The organism is Marinobacter sp. (genome assembly GCF_040904845.1).
GTDB lineage: Bacteria > Pseudomonadota > Gammaproteobacteria > Pseudomonadales > Oleiphilaceae > Marinobacter.
Genome location: NZ_JBBDSR010000024.1, coordinates 1 through 1,676, shown reverse-complemented (window position 1 = coordinate 1,676; position 1,676 = coordinate 1). Strand labels below are relative to the sequence as shown.

At 57.5% G+C, this 1,676-nt stretch carries 3 protein-coding genes; all 3 read left to right on the top strand.

The window, feature by feature from the left end:
- The first annotated feature begins 138 nt into the window (after window positions 1–138).
- The gene (locus WD429_RS02685; RefSeq protein ID WP_368420633.1) at window positions 139–363 is read left to right on the top strand and encodes an addiction module protein; all 225 of its coding nucleotides are present in this window, start codon (window positions 139–141) and stop codon (window positions 361–363) included.
- A complete protein-coding gene (locus WD429_RS02680) occupies window positions 360–653 on the top strand; it encodes a hypothetical protein (protein ID WP_368420632.1) in 294 nt (97 codons plus the stop codon). Before WD429_RS02685 ends, WD429_RS02680 begins: the two co-directional genes overlap by 4 nt.
- Before the next feature lie 161 nt (window positions 654–814).
- Window positions 815–1,676: IS5 family transposase (locus tag WD429_RS02675; protein WP_368420631.1), on the top strand; the 862-nt coding region annotated here is incomplete at its 3' end.

Sequence of the window (1,676 nt, the reverse complement as noted above, 5' to 3'; positions counted from 1 at the left end):
AAAACACTGCAGCGGATCAATTTACGCTGCGCTTCAATTGCCCGCTGAGTTTGGCGTTAAAGCGTAAAAACCGTGGCATGGCAGCCGTTGCCCATCCGTGTCAAAATTGACGGTTAAACGAAACCAGAGGTTTCACCCATGAATCTCCAGAGAATTGAAGACGAGGCGCTTCACCTGCCTAAGGAGGAGCGAGCCCTGTTGATCCAGAAATTGGTTTTGAGTCTGGAGTGGCCATCGAGGGAAGAACTCAGGTCAGGCTGGGTGCTTGAGGCCCGACGTAGAGCGCAGGAGCTTGATGATGGCTCGGTTCAAGCTGTGTCCAGTGAGGATGTAATGAGGAAGGCAAGAGCCCTGATCAAATGACCTATACTTTTCACCCGGCAGCGGGAGCCGAGTTTCTGGAGTCAGTCGGTTACTACGAATCGGAAGTTCCAGGATTGGGTGGTGCCTTTCAAGAGGAATTTGAGGCTTTGGCCGAATTGATCGGCGATTCCCCAAAAGGTTGGCTGGTCGAATTAGAGCCAGATATTCGTAGAGTTCCCCTTCACCGATTTCCGCTATCCATAATTTACAGAGAGCAGCCAGGCGGTTTCCAGGTTCTGGCTGTTGCACATGACCGGCGACGCCCCTACTACTGGCTGGGCAGGCTTTAACAATCGGCTGCACGGCGACCGATTTTCCGCCGCTTCGCGGCTCCAAACCGGCGCGTGAGCCGGGCGTTAAGGAAACGCTGCATAAATCCCGCCGCAGCTGCTTCGCAGCTTCCGGCGGGGTAAAATCGATCCATCCTGCCACCGTCTGACAGAGCCCTCCGATGAAGCAGATCTCGTTCGCCCAGGTTGAGCACCAGAACAAGAAGAAGATCACCCGCCGCGAGCGGTTCCTTGGCCAGATGGATGCCGTGGTGCCATGGCAACGACTGATTGATGCGCTGTCGCCATCCTACTTCCCCAATGCAGCGGGCAAACGGGGCCGTCCGCCCATCGGCCTGGCGCGCATGCTGCGGATCTACTTCCTGCAACAGTGGTATTCCCTGGCCGACGAGGCGCTGGAGGATGCCATCTACGACAGCCAGGCGATGCGCGATTTCGTCGGTATCGATCTGGCCGTCGAGAGCGTGCCGGATGCGACCACGCTGCTGCGCTTTCGGCATTTGCTGGAAAAGCATGCCTTGACCCAGCGGATCTTCGAGGAGATCAACGCTCACCTGGCCGAGCAGGGCTTGTTCATGCGCGAAGGCACCATCGTCGACGCCACCATTGTGGCGGCCGCACCCTCCACCAAGAACAAGGCCAAGCAGCGCGATCCGGAGATGAAGCAGACCAAGAAAGGCAATCAGTGGTTCTTCGGACTGAAGGCCCACATTGGTGTCGATGCCGTGACCGGACTGACCCACAGTGTCGCTGCCACCTCGGCCAACGTCGCCGATGTCACCATGACGAACGACTTGGTTCGAGATGACGACAAACGGGTATACGGCGACGCGGGTTACACCGGCATGGGGAAGCACTTGGACGAAGAGAAGGATGACCCGGATTCTCGGTGCCGTGTGGCCGCCAAGCGAGGCGCCATCAAGAAGATGGACGACAGCCCGATGAAAGCGCTGCTGCTGGAATACGACAAGACCAAGGCCAGCATCCGTGCCAAGGTCGAGCATCCGTTTCATGTCATCAAGA

Excerpts from the sequence above, each read along its gene's own strand:
- WD429_RS02685 (WP_368420633.1), top strand. The coding sequence starts at position 139 with ATGAATCTCCAGAGAATTGAAGACGAGGCGCTTCACCTGCCTAAGGAG.
- WD429_RS02680 (WP_368420632.1), top strand. The coding sequence starts at position 360 with ATGACCTATACTTTTCACCCGGCAGCGGGAGCCGAGTTTCTGGAGTCA.